Genomic DNA, 21,456 nt, shown 5'->3' on the forward strand with positions numbered 1-21,456 from the left:
GAAAGCCAGCTAGGCGTTCTCCCAAATACGAGCGATCGACCATAGCTTCCAACAACCCCAATAGAAGGATCGGGCGCATCATTCCAAACCGATCTTGTATTCCAGAATATTCTGAGGGCCGATTGGTCCGCAGTGAGCAGCGCCTGTGTCCTGAAAGCCCGACTTCAGGTAAGCATTTCTAGCTGCCACATTTCGTACGTTGACGCCCAGCATGAGACGAGTGATGCATGGCCGATTGATCGAAATCCATTGAGCCACAAGTCCAATCGTTTCCTTACCATATCCATTATTTTGGTATAGTCGGCCCACGCGAAGGCTATGCAAAGTGATCGCGTCTGGCGGTGCCCATTCCGGCAGGGCTCCCTTTTCCCGAAGGACGAAGAAGCCAACAATCTCATCGCGGACGACAATAGCGAACGGATGGACCAGTTCGGGGTGTGAGCTATTTCGGAGCTCCGAGAACAACAAATCCAACCGCTCCACAAACTGTTCTTGCTCGCGCTCAAGCTTCAAATGAGCGACCATGGCGTAATCGAAGTGAGACACAGTTTTCAGCGTCGCGCGCATGATTTCCCGATCACCGAGTGTTCAAGGCTCTGAGGAGCCAAATGGAGCATCCGACGGGCGAGGTTCAAAAGTCGTGCCAACCTGGCGGACGAACCCTCAGAAAGCACCTTCTATTTCCTATTAGGAGTCTGCACGAGAGCTCAGTAGGAAGGGGTGCTGAAACCCGACGTGTCGCGGGTTCAACAAACCCGACAAAGGTGTCAGGTTTCCGCCGCGGGACGCCTTACCCGAGCTGATGAAGTTCTCGGCGCGTGTGGCCGTAATGCCTTAGCCGGAGGCAGCGATCGAACTTCCGTCGTGCCTTAGAGTATGGATCGGATGGAAAAGGGGAGGTGGTCTCGATCTGGTATTAGGTTTTCAGGACAGCGGAAAATTGGCACTGAATTTGAGCGATCGTGATTGAGTGAAGCCATCATCGGCGCAGCGAAGCAATGCCGCAGCATGTATGGTCCGACTGTGCGTTGCAAGAAGTTCCTCGGTTTGGTAGTAAGTGGCATCAAGGTATCCGTTCTCCAGTTTGGGCTGTTTGCGCCGGGGCCACCATGGGTATCAGCGCGCGTGCGACCACTCATTCATTGACCGCCCAGCCCTCGACGGGCCGTCCTGGTCATCAGTGTTCGCATGCGCTCGGAAAGCCGAAACTCCGATCTCGTCTCATCGGCTCGCAACCTCGCAATGGTCGATAGGGTTCGCTATCGCTTCTAAAGGCGTTTTGCGCTGATCCGTCGAAGAGTTCTTCCGGCACGCGTTCCCGCACGAGCGCTCGGACCTGAGCCACTGGCGCAAGCGGCTCAGCGATAAGCTGGAACTGCTGCGGGCCGAGCCTGCGGGTGGGCGCACGAGGCCGGCGCGTTGCGCAGCCAGGATCTCGAGCGGGTCACGGTCGCCACCACAGTGCAGCCGAAGGCCATCACCTTTCCGACCAATGTCAAGCTCTTGCATGCGGCCATCAAGAGGCTCAACCGCCTGGCGAGACGACACGGTGTCAGACTGCGGCAATCCTATTGCCGCCTGGCCAACGCTGCGGCGATGATGGCTTCCCGCTACGTGAAGACCTTCATCGTCACCAAGAACCGCCGGGCTCCCGGCGGCCTGTTTGTGCTGCACGCCGGCGCAATACTCGGTAACCCGGCACGACGACCACACCTTGCGGGGCGTCATTCGACCGCACTGAGACGCTCACCGGCTGCCCGATCGAGCGGGCCTATGTCGAGAAGGATACCGCGGCCGCGAGGCGCAAAATCTGCGTCGCATCTTCGTCTTAGGCCAGAAGCGCGGCGTCTCCGACGCCATCAAGCGCGAGCTACGCCGCCGCTCCGCCATCGACCCCATCATCGGCCGAAGGTCATCTCGGCCGCTGCTACCGCAAAAGCCGCGCCGGCGACGCCGCCAACGTCGTTCTCTCCGCTGTCGGCCACATCTTCCGATGCATCCTCGCCAGGCTCAGAGAGCTCTTGGCCTGTTCCGGGAACCGCTACGCGATGGCTAGCCTCTCCAGCCCAGCTCATTCCGGCTTCTTAACGGACGACGTTCTAAGCACAACGCGCGTCGCGATGCCGATCCTACAGAAAATCAGTCGGGTCGCTGCGAGCACTGCCGGTAGGATTTCTCTTGAAACCTCAACAGGAGCATGTCAGGTGACGAACGCGTCGCGCGATTGCACGGCAGCCGCAAAGCTCAATGCCGGAAGGTCCGTCTGTGACCACCGGTTGGCTCTGCTGGTCTCACCGGCATACATCACAACAAGCTTAGAATAACATTTTCGTCGGAAAGGTCGCCTTCTTTGGCACGGTACCTGCTTGATTATCCGCAAACCTGCGGCAATTGGATTGCGGTGAGGTAACCCAACAAAAGGGTAGAGAATGTGCGGCACCGCCAAACCCCGCTTGAGTTACTCGGTCGTCATGCTGCCCGTCAGCCAACTCCGACCGAGCGAGAAGATCGACATTGAAGCTGCTCGGATACTGGCAACGAAGATCGATGAAAACGGATGGTGGACCCAGCCAATCTTAGTCGAAAAACACCATTCGGTGATCATGGACGGTCATCATCGGTACTTCTGTGCGAGGGCGCTCGGACTGTGTTTTGTTCCATGCGTGCTGCTTTCTTATGAAGATCCAAACTTACATGTGAGCTATTGGTCCGATGCATCGCCAGTCGCTGTCGACCGGATCATTCAGGCTGGCCTTTCCGGCGACCTGATGAGCTACAAGACAACCCGACACCAGTTGCAGGTCGCGCTGCCGCGCTGCTCGGTCAATCTCGACGACCTGAGATGACCCACGAGCAACGATCCAGCTGATCCAGGAATACCTCTCCGACAAACGGGAGCCCGGCCCAGAAAGTCGCATTCGAGTCGCTCAACAGCCGAGCAGGACCACGCCAAGTTCGCCAGATGCCGTTTCGTTTGATCCATGCTGCCATCGCTAATCCTTTTGGTGCGCCCATAGCGTATCCTTCGAATCGTGCGATAGGAATACGCCATCAAAGCCTGAGACTAGCTCCTAGGTCAGCGGCTGGGTGTATCAGCCTGAGGTGGCGATTAACCGAGTTACGCGCCTGCGCGGCAGCCCGTCGCTATCGGCGTGGACCTGCCGTTGAGCCTGTCTCTGCGTTGCTCGCACTGATGAGAACGGCTTCGTCGCCTCGACTGACGGACAAGCACAGGTTCCTCGATGTTCCACGTCTGCGTGACAGCCATCGGCACCTTCGGCAACATGACCCGGACAACGCTTCTATTCCTGACCAGAATAGGTAGTATCCGAACCGCGCTAATGATGCACTAATAGTAACCATGCAGCTCATCACGATAGCGTTCACGCCCGATGCGTGGAGAGGGCTTCGCGTTGCTGCGCTTGGGTTCCGTTATACCTGCGCGCGCCTGACCATCGCGTGTCTCCCTGTCACGCGCGCTGGACGAGTGGTCGGACGTATTGGAGATCCGGGCGCCTGCGAAGCTGTCGAAAGGTTGCGCCTGATAGCCGACTCTTCTTTGTCCCCCTGAGCCGAGATCTATTACAATGGCCCCTACAAATTCTACAATAAACCAACTGCACGACCGCGTAGCAAATGCCTTGTGCAGGGACAAGGCGCTGGAGGCCGCATACGAATCCACAACGGTCGGTCAGCTTGTTTCGACACAGGCGCGAACGCACGGCTCGATAATCGCGATCAACATCTTCGAGCGCGGGGAGCGCGCGACCTACTCCGAATTGGACCGCACGTCCAATCGCTATGCACATGCCCTGCGCGCAATCGGAGTGCGCAAGGGCGATCGCATTGCGGTGATGCTGCCCAACCGCATCGAAATGCCAATCGTGTGGTTCGCGGTTGCAAAGCTCGGTGCGGTGATGGTTCCGATCAGCATGAAGTACATGCCGAGGGAGATCGAATACATTATCAGCGACACCCAAGCCAAATTTGTCGTCGTTGACGAATCTGCATGGCCAGTGTTCTGCGCAATCGATCGTTGTCCGCTAGATCTTCCAAACGAGCGGGTAATTCTTGTTGGGCAGTCTTCCAACAGGACTGCCATGAGCCTTCATCAATTGCTTAAGAGTGGCGACGAATCGCCGGTGGACGAGGACGTCTGCCCCGACGACCTGTTGACGATCCAGTATACTTCAGGGACGACGGGCTTTCCGAAGGGTTGCATGTTGACGCACGACTATTGGGGCGTGTGTTCGTACGTAGGCGCCTATCTGTGCCCGTACAAACGGTATCTGAGCTGGGCGTCTTTCACCTATGCCGTTTGGCCAAGTATTCTTCTGAGCTCTTATAGGCAGGGTGGCACGGTGTACGTCGCCCAGCAACTGGACCCCTCTCAATTCATGAACTGGGTCAAGAAATGCCGCATCGATTGGTGTGCGTTGCCGAGGCTGATAGCGGAAGGCGCCTATGAAGTACCGAGATGCCTGAAGCAGGTCTGGCAGTACGACGGCTGGAGTGTTGAGACGGTACGCCGATTTCGAGAGCACTTTGGGGTGCAAAGCAACTATAATTGGGGGATGACGGAAATCGGAAGCGGCACGCAAATGCCTCCCGATATCGAAGAGATGAATGATACCGGCTCGCTCGGGATTCGTTCCCCATTTCGGGAACTGTGTTCGGTCAACGACGACGGTAGCCCCACCAAGATCGGCGAAGTCGGCGAGCTGCGCGTGAAAGGGCGTGGGATCTTCAAAGGCTATTGGAACAAGCCGGACACGAATGCAGATTGTTTCGACGGCGAATGGTTCAAGACGGGCGACCTGGTACGTCGCAACGAACTTGGCTTGTATTGGTTCGTTGGACGCAAAAAGGACATAATCCGTCGCTTTGCCGACAATATTTCTGCGCGCGAGGTTGAGGCCGTCCTCCGCGAGATTCCCGAGATCGCGGACGTGGCCGCCGTGCCGGTTCGCGATGATAAACGGGGCGAGGAGGTCAAGATCTACGTGGAACTGAAAGAAGGACTGACGCCTGCTCACCTGCAGGTAGAGACCATTCTGGCGCATGCTCGAGCGCGCCTTGCTGTGTTCAAGGTGCCCCGGTACGTCGGCTTCATTCCGACGCTTCCGAGAACTGTTACTAGCAATAAGGTGCTTAAACGTGAGCTGATGGCGATCAGCGATCCTTTATTGGACACCTATGATAGTGAGGAGAAACGCTGGCGCTGAAGCCACTTCTTCTAGCCCAGGCTACCACGCGCAGGTAGTTCGATAGGTTCAGCGAGTCGGCTGTTGATCAATCGCGGACACGCTATCAGTTCCAAATAGGTGATGATGGTCCAATGCGGGGTTCATGGTTCTTTTCGCTTTGTCTCCGTTGTACAAGGGCGCCGCATGATGGCCCTCAAATAATCCAGCATCTCGATATGAAGAGCACGACGCGCCTGCGCAACTCGATCGCGCGCATGTTCGCAGCTCTTAAGAGCTTCCGCCGCATTCCGCCTTGACAACTAGTGTCGATCAGTCCCTCGCTTTAACACCGCCACATTCGCCGTCGGCAGCGTGACCCAGCGATCCAGAAATGCGAGCGGGCCTGCCCAATCTGACGTCGCGTTCCCCATGGTCAGCTCTACAAAAGCCGCGCCTATAATGAAAATCGATTCTGGAATCCTGACAAGCCCACTAAACTTACGAATCTGCCAAAGTAGTACTAGGTGAGCCGGTGAGCCTCTCAATCCGGATAAGAAGGCCCGGTATCATTCCAAAGCCCGGCTGATCGACGTCCTCGCGCGTATGGCCGATCTTCCTGCATCGCGGCTGCACGAACTACTGCCCTGGGAGTGGAAGCTTCTGCGCAAAGCCGGCAACTCCGACGATCAGCAAGCCGCCTGACCTTCATCCAACGCCATTGTATAGCTCGCCGAGGGCCGTTGCACGCGTCGATCAAGGCGACCTTCGTCGTACGCGTACGGTGGGTAAGCCGAGGTTGGAGAGGTCCGCTGCGCGAGCACTGGGGCCACGACCCGTGTTGGCGCGGCTGCCGGGTCGATTGAAAATCGTTTGGAACGGATGACGGCGGCGGCGACCGTAGGATCAGAGCCTTGAAGCTGCTGTCTGCCTTGTCGTACATTGCTACTCAATTGAATTGCGTGAGCTTGCCAAGAATTGTCAATCAAGTGAGCCATCTGTAAATGTCCGTGCCGATGTCGAGAGGCTGAACGCGGCTCTTGTGCTGTGAGATTCCGATTTTGCTGTTGCGCTCGCTCAAGTCTGCGGGACACATTGGATTGAAAAATTCTTGTCGGCGATTAGCCCGCCAACTTCGATGGCGCGATTGAGTTCTTTGGTAGTTGCAGTGGCGGCGAACATCGTTTGTAACCTAACCAGGCGGCCCTCAAGGTGAGATAACTCTGTCCTCCCGCAGAGTCTCGGCCAACGCTTGCTCAAATAAGTCGAGGCCTTGATGTAGAGTGTCACTGTTAATTGTGAGTGCCGGTAAGAATTTGACAACCTCGTCAATGGGGCCGCATCGTTCGATGATCAATCCCTTCTCGAATGCCTTGCGTGTCGTAGCCGCTGCAATTCCAGCCGTTTTGCAATCAAACCCGAGAGCCATCCCCCGACCTCGAACCGCAAAATTGTTTGTATGCTTTGATGCAATAACCTCGAGTCGAGACCGTATAACTTTGCCCGTGGCCTCGATTTGCTGCGAAAACGTGGGACTGCGCCAGTAAATATTCACAGCGGCGTTCGCAGAGACAAGGGCAAGATTATTTCCACGAAACGTACCAGTGTGTTCGCCCGGTTGCCACACGTCAAACTCTTCTTTTATTAACAACATTGATAGCGGAAGACCGTACCCGCTTAGCGACTTAGACATCGCGACGATATCGGGTGATAACTGGGCACACTCGAAGCTAAAAAACTTTCCCGTTCGACCGCAACCCATCTGAATATCATCGACAATGAAAAGGGCGCCAACATCTCTTGCTAGGGCCTGAATTGACCTTAACCATTGCGCTCCAGCTACGTTTATACCGCCCTCTCCTTGCACGGTTTCGACGAGAATGGCAGCGGGACGATCAACGCCACTGCTCTCGTCCGCCAAGATGCCTCGCATGTAGTCCGCAGTATCAATGCTTGGGCCAAAATAGCCATCAAAAGGCATGAAGGTTGTGCCAGACAAAGAAACGCCACTGGCGTCGCGGTAAAAGCGATTACCGCTCGCGGCGATCGCTCCCAAGCTCATGCCATGATAGCCACGTGTGAAGGTAATTATATTATGGCGACCAGTAACTTTTCGCGCGAGCTTCAATGCCGCTTCAATCGCATTAGCACCTGTTGGCCCGGTGAACTGAAATCGATAGTCCAGGTTCCGTTCCCGAAGTATTGTAGAGCTGAAAGTGTCCATGAATTCTAGTTTTGCTGGAGTGACCATGTCCAGCCCGTGCACTACAGCATCCGATGCCAAATATTGAGCGACAGCCTCTCTAATCGCGGAATTGTTGTGGCCGTAGTTCAGTGCTCCAGCGCCGGAGAGAAAGTCGATGACCTCTCTTCCATCCTCCGTTAGCATTATTGAACCGCGCGCGCGGCTGAAGATTGCCGGAAACGAACGGGAGTATGAACGGACGTTCGATTCAAGGGCTTCAAAACGCTTGATCTCGCGCGAGTGACAGATTCCTTCGCCCATCCGTATCTCCTTGGTAGCCGAACAAGTTACGCCGGCTCTAAAAATTGGCCTTCTAGCGACCGAGCATGCGACTTAGGTTGCCCATTTTCTCAATCTACGTTTTTCAGAACGGCTGCGCTCATGTACCCGAGTTGCGGCGCCGAGAAACCTGCAAACGTTGGTAGTGTTCTCTGCGCTAGCTTGTCAGGTGGACGTAAGACGCCGATTTCCGAGAACTGCTCGCCATTCCAGATTTGAATCATAGATCACTTAGCGTCCGGCAAAGCACATTCCGGTTATATGGAGCTACAGAGATCGGGCGGGCACTGAGAGACTATGCTGGCCGCTCGCAGCCTTGATCGTGTGCCGCTCTGTCCAGGATAGACGAGGGCATACGGGCGGCCCAAAGTTCAGATCGATTGACCTGCCCCTAAGAATTGCCTCCAGAAGGATTTAGAGTCCGCTCCTGACGAAGGGCGGAAAGATGAAGCGGAAGCGGTTCACGGAAGAGCGGATCATCGCGGTTTTGAAGGAGCACGAGGCCGGCGGGAATACGGCCGATCTGGCTCGCAAACACGCGATCTCGGAGGCGACGTTTTACAATTGGAAGGCCAAGTTCGGCGGCATGGACGTTTCTGAGGCCAAGCGGCTCAAGGCGCTCAGAGTCCTGCGGCCTTTGCCGCCAACCTCACCGCAACGGGCGATAGGCCGCGCACCCGACCAGCTCCGCCAATCGCCCGTTGCTCTACCTGCATCGCTCGGCGTACAACCCACTCGGACTCTAAACGCTGCTGGATGAAACTTCGGTGGCAGGTCAGCGAAGGGACGAGCGCGATATCCCCGAAGGTGGATGAACTTACGTTTGCTCTCTTGCGCACTGCGTCAGGCACGGACTAGGAGCCTCAGGTTGTGCGCAGGGCCCAAATTCCAGTCTGGACCAGTTCTTCGATCATCTCTCTGTGTTCGGAAAAGCAAAGGCCAGCCCACGATCGGCGGGTCTCTCGACTTTCATGATAAAAAGCCGCAGCAAGGCCATCATATATGCACAAATGCAGCGTGTTTAAGGATGCATGCTGATCGTCAGAGATTTGACCTCCTCAAATTCTTGAGGAGCCACGCGATTGCACGCCTCTTCACGTACCGACATTGCGATCAAGAGTGCCACGGACTGGAGCACCACACCATGACCGACCAACTCGATCCCTCAAGTCACACCGATCACCTCTCGCTTTTTCGGTCTAGGCAGCACCCTGAGTTTATGAAAATATTTGAGGCCGTGGATGCTCTGCCGATCGACGACACGCATTGTCACCTGATCACGGATCGAGATGCGCTAACAACCCCGCAGCGCTACGTGGAGCGCATATCTTTGGCCGGCTATCCCATTTCCGATTACTTTCCTCATGGCGTATACGACCGGTGGTTAAATGGTGATGAGGCAACGAGGCACGACCTCAACAAGAGTTTCAATATTCAGAGCAAGGTCGCTGGAATTACTGCTGATATTGCACAAGGCGTGTTCATGAAGTTCCTTGTTAAAGAGCTCTCTCAATTTTTTGGTTGTGAGCCAAGGCTTGAGGCGGTCATTGAGGCCAGGAATGAGCGCGGGAAGAACTACTGGGCTTACGTCAATAAACTTTTCCGGGACGTAAAATATGAAAACATCATGCTGGATACCGGGTACGCCGAAGGCTGTGGAGCGGTGGAGATATCGCGATTTGAAGACGCCATATTGCCTTGCCGGACTAATCGTCTGGCCAGGATAGAGATGATCCAAAGAGAACTCTTTCCTCTCGACATTTCGTTCGACGAATACGAGGAGCGCTTTGTAACTAGGATGCACGAAATGCTCGACGGAGAAGGAGAAGGAAATTACGGAAAGAAGTCCTACGGGATGAAGTCCTATCTTCTTCCCTATATCGGTTTGATCAGACCGCTTTACGATCGCGAAGTGGCTCAGGCGTCTTGGAAGAACCTCAGAAAATCCTCTCATAAGATCCCGCCGAGAGATCGAGAAGCTAATTACAATATATCGAAGGACCTCCGGCGCTACAATTTCACGATCGCCTTGGAAGAATGCCTAAAGCGCGACATTCCAATGCAGATCCATACCGGCGACGGAGAAGCGCCCTTTGTGATACTTCGCAATCAAGACCCTTTCTTCCTTGAGGAAGTGTGTCGCTTTGACCGAGATGATGTGATGCGTATGCCGAAGATCATTCCTCTGCATGCAGGTTATCCATCAGTGGGAAAAGCTGCTTGGCTAAGTCATTTGTATCCAAACTGCTATTTTGAATTGTCCATCATGACGCCATTTGTGCACCAAAGCTTGTTCCAGCGATACATGCAGGTCATGGAGGTCGTTCCACTTTCCAAGATAATGTATGCGAGTGATGCTTATCATATTCCTGAGCTTTATTGGCTTTCTGGTCGCTGGGGAAAACGATACCTCGCACAGGCTCTCACTGAACACGTGGTGGGGGGAAGCCTCGACTTTGATGAGGCAATTGAGGCCGCCAAAATGATTCTGTTTAAAAATAACAGGTCGCTGTATAAACTTGATAGAGCAACGACCTGATAGGTAGCGACGGAACCCATCTTTTCGAAGCAGTGAGCGCTACTCCGATCGTGTGGACACTATCCCTTCGTGCCTACAAGAACCTCAGTGATTCGGCAGCATCTGACCTGCCACCGAAGTGTCATCCAGCAGCGTTTAGAGTCCGAGTGGGTTGTACGCCGAGTGGCGCAGGTAGAGCAACAGGCGATTGGCGGAGCTGGTCGGGTGCGCAGCCTATCGCCCGTTGCGGTGAGGTTGGCGGCAAAGGCCGCAGGACTCTGAGCGCCTTGAGCCGCTTGGCCTCAGAAACGTCCATGCCGCCGAACTTGGCCTTCCAATTGTAAAACGTCGCCTCCGAGATCGCGTGTTTGCGAGCCAGATCGGCCGTCTTCCCGCCGGCCTCGTGCTCCTTAAACCGCGATGATCCGCTCTTCGGTGAACCGCTTCCGCTTCATCTGTCCGCCCTTCGTCAGGGGCGGACTCTAAATCCTTCTGGAGGAAATTCTTAGGGGCAGGTCAGGACAGGCAAGGCTGTCGCCCCCATGTACTCGCTTGACTGGATCGACGAAGCTTCGGCTATATCGTCGAAGGAAGCTTCGGGTTTGCTGGGACCGACGCGGAAGCGTCTCGAAGCTATCGCAGATCATATTCGAAGTCTGATTTCAAAAAGTGATAAGCGCGGATGCGAGGCTGCTGAGCTGTATTGGGGGCCTGTTTGATTACTAGGAAGGTCTCTCGTCTTTCGGGCAAACCTGGATGGTCAACCATCTTCAGAAATCACCGCAAACCCTCGCAACAGGCCTGACTCGCACGTGTCCGATCGAAGGCGTGCGCTCCCGAAAGGTAAATGGTGGAGTGCTCGAACGTGTAGCCTGCCACCGAGAGCAGCAAAGGCCCTTGGTGTTATCCTGCCATCCCGCCCGCCCTAATTCGTTAACGATCTTCCCTGAGGGATGCGCGTGCAGTGCAGCCAACACGTGGACGCACCGCGATCCGCGAAGAATTCCTGCGAGAAGCGAGGGAAACTGGCCGGATGTATGCGCATACCCCAAAAGATCGCACGCTATCGTTTTCATGACAATGTTAGCGTCATTCGCAGGTGTCGGCCCGTGAAAGGGTGCGGATGAAGAGGGCGCCTTGATGACCACGCGGAGCAACAGCTTTCTGTCCGATGCCGAGCGGGACGCGGTGATCGAGCTGCGCCACAATATGCATCGTGAGCCTGAACTCTCGAACGCGGAGTGGAAGACGCAGGAACGGATCCGGGCGGCGTTGCAACGTTTCGGCCTTAGCGGTGCCAAGACGTTCCACAACACGGGCCTCTATATCGACATCCAAGGGCGTGCGGTCGGTCCGAAGCGGGCCGTCGCCGTGCGCGGCGACATTGATGCACTACCGATCCAGGAAACGCGCGAGGATCTGCCTTATCGCTCCGAAATCAAGGGCGTTATGCACGCTTGTGGCCACGACATGCACGGTTCGATTGCGCTCGGCACAGCCCTTGCTCTGCATCGGATGAGGGACAACTTCGCGGGGAAAGTCCGCGTGTTTTTCCAGCCAGCCGAAGAAGCAGAGCCCCTAGGTGGACGCACGGTTCAAGACGAAAAGTTGCTAGATGGCTTCGATCGGGCCGTTGGATTCCACGTCAGCCCTGGAATTCCTGCTGGCATGTTTGGCGCGCAGGAAGGTCCGGTAACGAAGTCCGCCGACCAATTCAAGATCACGATCGCAGGAAAGATGGCGCACGGCGCTTCACCTCATGACGGCATTGATGCCATCAGTATCGCCGCAGCATTCGTCAACGAGGTGCAGAAGGTGGTCTCGCGCGAAACGCCGGTCGCGGATGGTGCTGTCATTACGATCGGAACCATCCATGGCGGAGAGGCGACCAACATCATATGCCCGTCTGTCGTCATGGAGGGAACGATCAGAACAGCGAACTCGGAGCGCAGGGCACTGTTGTCGCAGCGCGTGTGTGAGGTCGCGGAGGCGATCGCTGCAATGCACCGCGGTCGTGCCGAATGCATCATTTGCCAAGGCGAGCCAGCTGTTGTCAACGATGCCGAAATGGTGAGGCGATTCCGCCAACTCGTCCACGACACGGTAGGACGCGAAGCCTTCTTTAGCGAGAGAAGACCGGTAGCTGGAAGCGACGACTTCGGCTTCTACGCTGCGTGCGTGCCATCGATCTATTTCTGGCTCGGTACCCGTGCACCCGGTAACGAGTCATACGTGCATACGCCGACATTCGGCGCATCCGACGAACTCATTATCCCGACAACTGTGCTCACCACCAGATATATCCTGGACCTGCTAAATTCCTGATGGGGCCGGTAGGCCTGAGCGCCGGCATCCTGCGTTGTGCCTCTCGGCTATTCTGCATGGCACCACACGCTTCATTCGGATGTCTGGCACAACACTGCTGAATACCGCCGCCGCCTCGCTCCGTGACGCGTGCTTCCATGGAGGAAGTACGGTAGCTTTACTGGCCTCTAAAGACGCTCTCTACAAGCTTAGTCTCGGACTAAACCGCGCCTTAGGCGACGCTGGCACGCAGTTCTCATCCGACGAAGCCGCCAATGTTCGAACGCGACACCGCGGACATCTTCGACCTCATCGATGGGAAATATAGGATTCCCAATCAGAGGTGCGATCCTAATGGGGTGAACCGCTCTCTGGAAAATCCTTCTAATAGCCAACCGCGGTCGAGGGCGCCGCATTTGAGCTCATTCGCTGACTTCGCCCCGAACTGCGAAAGGTATGATCAGTGGGCGCAGATGTAGCTGATCTCAAACTGCGCATAACTGGTCGTGCGTGAAGAGCGGCTAAGCGATTGAGCTAGAATCGCATTCGTCGTTGCGGACTGTTTTGTGATTGCAGGGTCTTGATGCTTCGAGCATCGGAACCCTGCAATTTCATTTTCAGGATTCCGTCGAATCGCCAATCATGGTTCCGTTGTCGCATCGGAGGTGGCGATGCGACCGGAGAAGCGCGGGACGACAGGATCGGACGATCTGTTCCGGGCTAGGCTGGACCAGATCATCAATATGAAGCACGAGCTGGTTCAGCTCGCCGGCAAAGTCGACTGGGACTGGATGGACGGTGAGATCGCGCCGGTCTATAGCGAGAACGGCCGGCCCGGGATCGCAACCAGCTTCATGATCGGGCTGCTGCTGCTCAAGCAAATTTACGGCCTGTCCGATGAGGGGAATACGAGCGCTGGGTCCACGAACTCCATTTCCAGTACTTCACCGGCGAAGAGTTCTTCCAGCACGCGTTCCCGCACGAGCGCTCGGACCTGAGCCACTGGCGCAAGCGACTTGGCGACAAGCTGGAGCTGTTGCTGGCCGAGAGCTTGCGGGTGGCGCACGAGGTCGGCGCGCTACGTAGCCAGGACCTCAAGCGGGTCACGATCGATACCACGTGCAGCCGAAGGCCATCACCTTCCAGACCGATACCAAGCTGCTGCACGCCGCAATCAAGAGGAACCGCCTGGCAAGGAAGCACGGGGTCAAGCTGCGGCAGTCCTATGCGCGTGTGACCAATACCGCCACGATGTTGGTGGGACGCTACGCCCATGCCAAGCAATTCAGGCGGCATCAGCGGCAGCTGCGGATCCCGCGCAGCCGGCTGCGCCGGATCATTCGCGACATCCGCCGCAAGATCGACGGGTCAGGCCGTGCTCGAGAACGCGTTCGCCCTCCCGCTCAGCCGGGCCTCGCAGATCCGCTCGCAGCAACAGCGCCAGCGCGGCTGGAAGCTCTATTCCTTCCATGCTCCGGAGGTGGAGTGCATCGGCAAGGGCAAGGCACCCGCGCCTTACGAGTTCGGTGCCAAAGCCTCCATCATCACCAATAACCGCCGCGCTCCCGGTGGCCTGTTCGTGCTGCACGCCAGGGCGCTGCCCGACAAACCCGACGACGGCCACACTTTGCGGGACGTCATCGACCGCACCGAGGCACTCACAGGCTGCCCGATCGAGCGGGCCTATGTCGACAAGGGATACCGCGGCCACGATGCGCAAAATCCCCGTCGCGTCTTCATCTCCGGCCAGAAACGCGGCGTGTTCGGAGCCATCAAACGCGAGCTACGACGCCGATCAGCCATCGAACCCATCATCGGACATTTGAAGGCCGACGGTCGCCTGCCGTTGCTACCTCAAAGGCCGCGCCGGCGATGCCGCCAACGTCATCCTCTCAGCGGTCGGCCACAACTTCCGCCGCATCCTCGCCTGGCTGAAGGCTCTTTGGCGCCTGTTCCTGACCACCCTCATCGCCGCCGCCAGCGACCGCTCACCACTCAAATCGGTTTCTTAACGGACGACTAACTGCATAGCGCGCGAATATTCGCAAGACGTCAACCGGCCTCCAAATTTTTGCTCCTACGCACTTTTGATGCAGTTTGGGGGATTTCTGGCGCTTGAGGGAGAAACACCGCCATGAAGCAAGCACTCCACCGCTGCAGTCTGGTGCCGCGTCGGTTTGTTGTAGAGAGTGCGTACTACGAAAGCGATAAGACCGTTATTTTGGTCCAAGCTGGCTGACGCGCTGGCAATGGGAATGATCCAACACGCCACGGCGCCTCCCGATAACCCGTACGACGTCACACCTAACGGGATCTCATCAATCGCCCGACACACTCACCGACTGCGCGATGGAGGGGGCCAATGTAGACAAGAGATACCGCGGAATCACATACAGAATCCGCGCCGTATCTTCATCTCCGGCCAGAAGCGCGGGGTGTTCGGTGTCATCAAGCGCGAGCTGCGCCGCCGCTCCGTCATCCAACCCATCATTAGACACCTGACGATCGATGGTCATTTCGGCCACTCCTACTTCGAAGGCGGCGCCGGCGATGTCGCTCTCCGCCTTCGGCCATAACTTCCGCCGCATCCTCGCTTGGTTGAACTCCCTCATCGCCGGCGCCACCGACCGCTCCGCGCTTTAAATCGGCTTCTTAACGAGACGACTTCTTAAGGTTTTTCTCAGGTCAAGAACACCTAGGCCGACACCCTTCTCGTTAAGAGTCTCGCGGGGTGAGTTCTTGGCCATGTTCGGACCTCCGGCTCTGGCAAGACCGCGACTCTCATGCTGCTCGCCGGCTTCGAGGCGTCCACGGAAGCTGGATTCCTCTCGAGGCCGATCGAGCAATGCTCGGTTTTCGTGTCAGCGCGGGACAGAATCTGAACTAGACTACAGTGCGCATTCACAAAAGCACGGCGCAAGGCGCTGTGCCTCTTCTTATCAAAGGTGACTCTTCGCCTCAGCTAAAGATCTCGAATAGTCCGGCGCCGCCCTGTCCGCCGCCGATGCACATCGTCACGACGCCCCACTTCGCCTTGCGGCGTGCGCCTTCCTGCAGGAGGTGGCCGGTGAGACGGGCCCCAGTCATGCCGAAGGGGTGGCCAATCGCGATCGAGCCGCCATTGACGTTATACTTGGCCGGATCGATGCCGAGCTTGTCGCGGCAGTACAGGCACTGGCTTGCGAAGGCTTCGTTGAGCTCCCAGAGATCGATGTCGTCGCTCTTGACTCCAGTGCGCTTCAAGAGCTTTGGAATCGCGAACACTGGACCGATGCCCATCTCGTCCGGCTCGCAACCAGCGGTCGCCCAGGCGACGAAGCGGCCGAGGGGCGTGAGGCCGCGCTTCTCAGCGTCCTTGGCTTCCATCAGCACGACCGCCGCTGCACCATCGGAGAGCTGGCTGGCATTGCCGGCGGTGACGTATTTGCCGGGGCCCTTCACCGGCTCAAGTTTGGCAAGGCCCTCCATCGTGGTGTCCGGACGGTTGCACTCGTCACGATCGACCACATAGTCGACGATGCTCTCGGCTTTGGTCTGCTTGTCGACGAGCTTCATCTTTGTCTTCATTGGGACGATCTCGTCCTTAAACTTGTTTGCCCGCTGGGCCGCCGCCATGCGGCGCTGCGATTCCAGTGAATACTCGTCCTGGTATTCGCGGCTGAGCTTGTAGCGCTCGGCGACGATGTCAGCGGTGTCGATCATGGCCATGAAGATGTCGGGCGCGACGTTCAGGAGCTCCGGATCGACCACTTCCTGGGGCAGAGGACCGCCGGGGATGGAAATGCTCTCGACGCCCCCGGCAACGATGCAGCCGGCACCATCCGAACGGATCGAGTTGGCGGCCATCGCGATCGTCTGCAGGCCTGAGGAGCAGAAGCGGTTTACTGTTGCCCCGGCCGTCGTCGTCGGCAGGCCCGCGAGCAGCGCGGCCTGGCGGCCAATGTTCCGCACACCGTGGGCGCAATTGCCGAGATAGCTGTCCTCGACGTAATCCTTGTCGATGCGGGCGCGATCGACGGCGTGTTTGATGGCATGGGCCGCAAGGCTCATCGGCGCGGTAATATTGAACCCGCCACGACCGGACTTCGCCAGCCCCGTGCGCGCATAGGATACAATGACGGCTTCACGCATTGGTTTCTTCCTTTCGGATGGTTTCCTAGAAGTTGGTGCGGATCACGCTCGCTGCACGTTCACGTTTGTTGAATAGAGAGAATGTCTTTTGAGCCGACAGACTGTCCACAAGCTTGGCGCCAAGCCTATGTCGGAAAATATCACGCCAAAGGAGAGTCGGTCTTTTTCAACGGCTCCCTCAGGAACCGCTTTTCGTCCGCAAAGGCTCAGCCGCCGATCTCACCTCAAATTCATCAAGCGAGGGCCGATCGTCAATCGGCAGAGGCTCGTGATGTCGTAGACGCGCAGTTTCGAGACACGGCGGATCGGCTAGAACTCTCACCGAGACGGCTAGAGCCGCCTGATGCCTAATCTAGTGAAGCCGCAATCTGAGGTTATCGCCACAGCGCCTCTATCCACTAGCCGACGGGTGGCTACGATATAGGGGCGTTCAAGGGACGAGTCGCCGCGGACGACATTTTCCACCCAGGCGCCCTCGATCGTTTCGGAGATGACGGGACAGTTGAATGTGGCCTGATTCGTCACGGATCCGGCGAGCGGCGTCGGATTGGGCTGTACAAGCTGCCCCCTGCGTTCGAGGAGCAGCACGCCGGAAGAGGGTTCGGCTTGCGATGTCATGGATGCAGCTTAGCGCGCCTTGGGGCAGAATTCCTCCAAATAGGAACCATCCGTTTGAGAAATAATGCACTGATCGAAGGAATATGAAAGTTGGCATGCGAAGACACTTCGCAGAATTCACGACGCGCTGGCTACCCGATCGTCGTTGCGGGCCGAGGCGTCCATCCAAACGGTCGTCCAGTCAATCCGCTCGAGCGGGAGGCAGGCTGGCGAATCCATCGCTCTGTCGTGCTCGTTGAAATCCGCAACGAACGTTGTCTGCCACGCGAGTGGGACCGATATTGCCGAGCGAGTCGCGGGCGACAAGAACTGGTGCTAGGCGCGCCGTCACAGTTTCAGGCCACCCTCGCTAGGTCATCCCCCATCACGTAAAAACCGTCGTGGTCGTCCGATCGCGTGAAGAATTTCGGCTATTCAATCCGCTATATTGAAGAATATCGGCTCACCTGGCTCGCTAAGTATGCGACGGAGCAAGAGCAGCAATGTAGCTGGAAGTCTCGTGCCAGCCGGAAGCAGCAAGTCGGGTAGTCCAAATTGCTTTAGGTCATTCAGCCGGCCGCTCGAGTTCTTCAAATTGTGCTATTCGATGCGGATCTTGCTCGAATGGCGGCTGGTGAAGGCACGATCCGTCTCTCGCGAGAATGAGAGCTGGCTTTCCTAGCTGCTAACTACCTTGCGTTTGTGCCTTCTTTAGACAGAGTAAGACTGAACAATGCTTCGCCTTTATTGCAGTGTCCAAGCAGACGCAAACCCGACGGGAGGTCCGGGGGCTGATTCTAGCGGCACCGCAAGACAGCAGTCAACGCGCCAACACTTCTAGCGGATTCAATGGCCACAGCATAAGGCTGTTCAAGGCTTGTTTGCGTCTCAGAATAGTCACTAGGAGAAACCTTTATGGCCATCATGCCGCTTTCTGGCATCAAGGTCCTTGACCTCACGCGTGTGCTAGCGGGCCCTTTGTCGGCCCAGATGCTGGGCGATCTCGGCGCCGAGGTGATCAAGATCGAACGCCCCGGTGCCGGCGACGAGGCGCGCGCCTTCGGACCGCCTTACCTGACCGATCCCGAGGGCAAGGAGAACAACAACAATTCGTTCTATCTCTGCGCCAACCGCAACAAGAAGTCGGTCACGGTCAACATCGCCAAGTCCGAGGGCCAGGAGATCATCCGTCAGCTTGCAAGGGACGTCGACGTGTTCATGGAGAACTACAAGGTCGGAGACCTCAAGCGCTACTGCCTCGATTACGAGTCGATCAAGAAGATCAATCCGGGCATCATCTATTGCTCGGTGACCGGCTTCGGTCAGACCGGTCCCTACGCGCCGCGGGCGGGCTATGATGCGATCTTCCAGGCTATGGGTGGCTTGATGAGCGTCACCGGCCATATGGACGGCGACCCGGGCGCGGGGCCGATGAAGGTTGGTCCGTCCATTGTCGACTATATAACGGGCATGAACACCTCAATCGGCATCCTGTCGGCTCTCTATCACCGCAAGGTCAATAACGGAGCAGGGCAGCACATCGACGTCTGCCTACTCGACACCGTGATCGCCTCCCTCAGCCACTATCTCCAGATCTACCTCGTTAACGGGAAGAGTCCGCCCCGACGCGGCACCTGGGGAAATGGTAGCCTGCCTGTGGGCGTGTTTCGCTGCGCAGACGGTGAGCTGATGCTGGTGGTCGGCAACGACGGCCAATTTGCCCGAGCCTGCGCCGCTCTTGAGGCACCCGAACTCGCTACCAACCCGAAATTCCTCAAGAACAACGATCGCGTCGCCAACGGCAAGGAAATCATGGCGATCTTTGCTGGTCTTCTGTTGAAAAACAGCGTCGCGCATTGGTTGGACAAGCTTGAGAAGGCCGGCGTGCCCTGTGGGCCGGTCAATGATTTTGACCAGGTGTTCGCCGATCCGCACGTCGCCGCGCGCGGCATGCGGGTGAACGTGAAGCACAAGTTCGCTCCTGAGCTGTCCTTGATCCGCAACGCGCTGACCTTCTCGGAGACACCGATCATCGAATACCGTGCCCCGCCACTGCTCGGCGAGCATACGCAAGAGATATTGGCCGACAAGCTTGCATATGATGACGAGAAAATTGCGCAGCTGACGCTGATCGGGGCAATTTAGCCTGGAGATTATCGTGTCGGGCAACCGCAGTTTAGCGGAAGGCAGATTTCGCTGCTGCCAATTACAGGCTCGAGAGAATCGCATTCGTGCAAATCGGTGCACAATTCGAGCTGAATCGACCCTCAAATCGGATGGTCTGAGCCCCGCAAATTCCTCCAAGAATGGGTAGAGCCCGTCACCTCTGAGGACTCGGACCATGAAGCCACGTCGGTTCACCACGCTACTAACGAGCGAAAGTATCTCGATCTTAAAAAGAGCTCATCGTTTGCTATCGCCGTCGGATATCCGAATCTAGCTTCAGTGATCAACAGCGTGATCACGGACTCGGCCGAGCGATCCTTATGCGGTCGAGTATCAACGTTGGTGATATTTCTACGTGCCAGCATCACGGACTGCACCGAGGGTTGGGTAACGGGCGAATTTCTGGAACAAGACGGGCTGTCGCGGTGCCGTTGGCGTAGAGAGCTATCGAGGGACTTTTGTTAGAAACGGATGCTGGCTGCATTGAGCGGTTGACTAGCACGGACGGTCTGATGATCAGATCGGCTCGATAAAGCCGGTTGCCGCAGAATTTATGCGTGAACCTGGAAGCCATTGCATTAATCGATATTGACACCCTGCTATTCTACTGGATCTCCGAGCTGAAGTTACTTCAGTTGGTGTTGCTGCTAAAGGAAATCGAGCAAAAACCTCATTGCTGGGTTCGGAGCGTCGCAATCGGGGTTACTTGCCAGAAAGACTGGTCCGCTACCCGGCTAATTTTGATGTTTAACCTAGGAGTGCAGCGTGAGCGAAGTGGTCAAGCTCGAGTGTCATGACGGGATCGGTGTCGTCACGGTCAACAGTCCTCCGGTCAATGCGCTCAGCGCCGCGGTGCGCGGCGGGATCCTGGAGTGCATCAAGGCCGCGATTGCTGATTCCGCGATCAAGGGCATCGTGCTGACCTGTGGCTGTCGGACCTTTATTGCTGGCGCCGACATCACCGAATTCGGCAAGCCGCCGAAGCCGCCGGCCCTCAACGAGGTGCTGGCCGAGATCGAGAATTCGCCCAAGCCGGTCGTGGCCGCGATCCACGGCACCGCGCTCGGCGGCGGCCTCGAAGTCGCGCTCGCCTGTCATTTCCGCGTGGCCGTGAAAGAGGCTAAGCTCGGCCTGCCCGAGGTGAAGCTCGGCCTGTTGCCCGGCGCCGGCGGCACTCAGCGCCTGCCGCGCGCAGTGGGGCCTGAGCTTGCCGTCGAGATGATTGTCGGCGGTGATCCGATCAGCGCCGCTGAAGCACTGAAGAACGGCCTGATCGAAGAAATCGTCGAAGGTCCGGCCTTCGGCGGCGAAGCGTTTGTGCGAAAACTGCTGGCCGAGGAGCGGCCGCTGCGCCGCCTCCGCGATGACGATTCCAAGCTCGCAGCTGCGAAGGCCGACCGCTCGATCTTCACCAATGCGGTTGCGGCGATGACCAAGAAGTCGCGCGGCTTGGAGGCGCCGTTCGCGGCGGCCGACGCGGTCGGCTACGCCATCGACCTGCCATTCGACGAAGGTCTGAAGAAGGAGCGCGAAGGTTTCCTCAAGCTCGTCGCCAGCGACCAGTCCAAGGCGCAGCGCTATGCGTTCTTCGCCGAGCGCGAAGCCGCGAAGATCGCGGGCGTCCCTGAGGGGACGAAGTCGCGCCCCGTCAACCGCGTTGCCATCCTCGGCGCCGGCACCATGGGCGGTGGCATCGCGATGTCGTTTGCAAACGCTGGTATTCCCGTCACCCTGATCGAGACCGGCGAAGAGCAGCTGAAGCGCGGCATGGGCATCATGCAGAAGAACTGGGAAGCGACCGCCGCACGCGGCGGTATCCCGGCGGACGCGCCGGCCAAGCGCATGGCGCTGATCAACGGCGTCGTCGGCATCGAGAACGTCGGCGATGCCGACCTCGTCATCGAAGCCGTGTTCGAGACCATGGCGGTGAAACAGGAAGTCTTCGGCAAGCTCGACCAATACGTCAAGCCGGGCGCGGTGCTCGCCTCCAACACCTCGTACCTGAACATCGACGAGATCGCGAAGGCGACCAA

General features: G+C 57.3%; 10 protein-coding genes and 4 pseudogenes. 9 read left to right on the forward strand and 5 right to left on the reverse strand.

What is annotated here, in order from left to right; all coding sequences use genetic code 11:
* Positions 1 to 78: 78 nt before the first annotated feature.
* A complete protein-coding gene (locus JJE66_RS16555) occupies positions 79 to 567 on the reverse strand; it encodes a GNAT family N-acetyltransferase (RefSeq protein WP_200515222.1) in 489 nt (162 codons plus the stop codon).
* A gap of 727 nt (positions 568 to 1,294) precedes the next feature.
* On the opposite strand from JJE66_RS16555, the pseudogene JJE66_RS16560 reads away from it, so the two are divergent.
* The 3 genes and pseudogenes from JJE66_RS16560 to JJE66_RS16570 form a co-directional block, all read left to right on the forward strand.
* A pseudogene (locus tag JJE66_RS16560) lies at positions 1,295 to 2,088 on the forward strand (IS5/IS1182 family transposase); the annotation flags it as partial.
* Positions 2,089 to 2,429: 341 nt separating this feature from the next.
* On the forward strand, positions 2,430 to 2,846 hold the full coding sequence (locus JJE66_RS16565) for a ParB N-terminal domain-containing protein (protein WP_200515223.1): 417 nt from the start codon (positions 2,430 to 2,432) through the stop codon (positions 2,844 to 2,846).
* Between the two features lie 741 nt (positions 2,847 to 3,587).
* Positions 3,588 to 5,225, forward strand: a complete 1,638-nt coding sequence (locus JJE66_RS16570) for a class I adenylate-forming enzyme family protein (RefSeq protein ID WP_200515224.1) — start codon at positions 3,588 to 3,590, stop codon at positions 5,223 to 5,225.
* 1,165 nt (positions 5,226 to 6,390) lie between these two features.
* Here the strand turns inward: JJE66_RS16570 and ectB are convergent.
* A complete protein-coding gene (gene ectB, locus JJE66_RS16575; RefSeq protein WP_210349683.1) occupies positions 6,391 to 7,689 on the reverse strand; it encodes a diaminobutyrate--2-oxoglutarate transaminase in 1,299 nt (432 codons plus the stop codon).
* Positions 7,690 to 8,152: 463 nt separating this feature from the next.
* Between ectB and JJE66_RS16580 the strand changes: the two are divergent.
* Together JJE66_RS16580 and JJE66_RS16585 are read left to right on the forward strand one after the other, a co-directional pair.
* A pseudogene (locus JJE66_RS16580) lies at positions 8,153 to 8,329 on the forward strand (transposase); the annotation flags it as partial.
* Positions 8,330 to 8,851: 522 nt separating this feature from the next.
* On the forward strand, positions 8,852 to 10,246 hold the full coding sequence (locus JJE66_RS16585) for an amidohydrolase family protein (RefSeq protein WP_200515225.1): 1,395 nt from the start codon (positions 8,852 to 8,854) through the stop codon (positions 10,244 to 10,246).
* A 259-nt stretch (positions 10,247 to 10,505) separates the two neighbouring features.
* Here JJE66_RS16585 and JJE66_RS16590 read toward each other — a convergent pair.
* A pseudogene (locus JJE66_RS16590) lies at positions 10,506 to 10,680 on the reverse strand (transposase); the annotation flags it as partial.
* Positions 10,681 to 11,365: 685 nt separating this feature from the next.
* Here JJE66_RS16590 and JJE66_RS16595 point away from each other — a divergent pair.
* Complete coding sequence (locus JJE66_RS16595; protein WP_200515226.1) at positions 11,366 to 12,550, forward strand: M20 family metallopeptidase; 1,185 nt, start codon at positions 11,366 to 11,368, stop codon at positions 12,548 to 12,550.
* Between the two features lie 650 nt (positions 12,551 to 13,200).
* Positions 13,201 to 14,541: pseudogene (locus tag JJE66_RS16600) on the forward strand (IS5 family transposase).
* Positions 14,542 to 14,847: 306 nt separating this feature from the next.
* On the opposite strand, the gene JJE66_RS38965 reads toward JJE66_RS16600, so the two are convergent.
* Together JJE66_RS38965 and JJE66_RS16610 are read right to left on the reverse strand one after the other, a co-directional pair.
* Positions 14,848 to 15,045 (reverse strand): hypothetical protein, encoded by a 198-nt coding sequence (locus JJE66_RS38965; protein WP_200515227.1) that lies wholly within the window; start codon positions 15,043 to 15,045, stop codon positions 14,848 to 14,850.
* 442 nt (positions 15,046 to 15,487) lie between these two features.
* Positions 15,488 to 16,660: an acetyl-CoA C-acyltransferase gene (locus JJE66_RS16610; protein ID WP_200515228.1), complete on the reverse strand. Its 1,173-nt coding sequence runs from the start codon at positions 16,658 to 16,660 to the stop codon at positions 15,488 to 15,490.
* Positions 16,661 to 18,172: 1,512 nt separating this feature from the next.
* Here JJE66_RS16610 and JJE66_RS16615 point away from each other — a divergent pair.
* Together JJE66_RS16615 and JJE66_RS16620 are read left to right on the forward strand one after the other, a co-directional pair.
* Positions 18,173 to 19,402 carry a CaiB/BaiF CoA-transferase family protein gene (locus JJE66_RS16615; protein ID WP_200515229.1) on the forward strand — a complete coding sequence of 410 codons (1,230 nt, stop codon included), beginning with the start codon at positions 18,173 to 18,175 and terminating at the stop codon, positions 19,400 to 19,402.
* A 786-nt stretch (positions 19,403 to 20,188) separates the two neighbouring features.
* Positions 20,189 to 21,456, forward strand: a 1,268-nt coding sequence (locus tag JJE66_RS16620; protein WP_200515230.1) for an enoyl-CoA hydratase-related protein, incomplete at its 3' end; no start/stop codon positions are given.

It is taken from the genome of Bradyrhizobium diazoefficiens (assembly GCF_016612535.1).
Lineage (GTDB): Bacteria > Pseudomonadota > Alphaproteobacteria > Rhizobiales > Xanthobacteraceae > Bradyrhizobium > Bradyrhizobium diazoefficiens_C.